We start from the raw sequence: 551 nt of genomic DNA, 5'->3' as shown, positions 1-551 counted from the left end.
AGTCGTCAAAGCCAACTAAACACCGTACGTAGGATCAACCCATGCAGGCATTGCATATGCACGCTGATTAGCACTTGAAGCCGGTGGGGACGGTCTTGCCGCAGTAGTTGAGGATGAGGCTGAGGTCGATGGGGAGGTTGAGGTTGATTCCGAGGATGTTGCCCCTGATGGCCGTGCAGAGGCACACCGCCGCCTCGAGGTCGACGAGCCCCTCCAGCAGCGGGCAGCACGGCTCCGCCGGAGGCACGCCCACCTTGGCCTTGATCAGGCCCAGCACGTTGGCGCACACGCCCAGCTTCAGCGCGTCGCGGGGGCACCTCCCGAACGCCGACGGCGTCGGCGTCGGCGTTGACGGTGTCGGGGTCGACGGCGTCGGCGTCGGGCACGACGGGCTGCCGCCGCAGGCGCTTGCCACCCCGAGCACGACGAGGTTCACGGCCAGGAACAGAGCGAACGCCTTGGACGCCATTGCTACGTACCCGAGATCGATCGATCACAAGCGCAGCTAATCACTAGCTAGCTAATTAAGAGCTCTTGATCAGCTGGAGATG

1 protein-coding gene is annotated in these 551 nt (G+C 63.7%); it reads right to left on the bottom strand.

Annotated features, from left to right (window positions below; translation table 11 throughout):
- Window positions 1–67: 67 nt before the first annotated feature.
- Window positions 68–469 carry an alpha-amylase inhibitor/seed storage/lipid transfer family protein gene (locus NK662_RS24740; RefSeq protein ID WP_254761371.1) on the bottom strand — a complete coding sequence of 134 codons (402 nt, stop codon included), beginning with the start codon at window positions 467–469 and terminating at the stop codon, window positions 68–70.
- Between the last annotated feature and the right edge of the window lie 82 nt (window positions 470–551).

The sequence above is a fragment of the Ectobacillus ponti genome (assembly GCF_024294785.1).
Lineage (GTDB): Bacteria > Bacillota > Bacilli > Bacillales > Bacillaceae_G > Ectobacillus > Ectobacillus ponti.
Note: the sequence above shows the minus strand (reverse complement) of the source record. Positions and strands in the feature narration are given on the sequence as shown.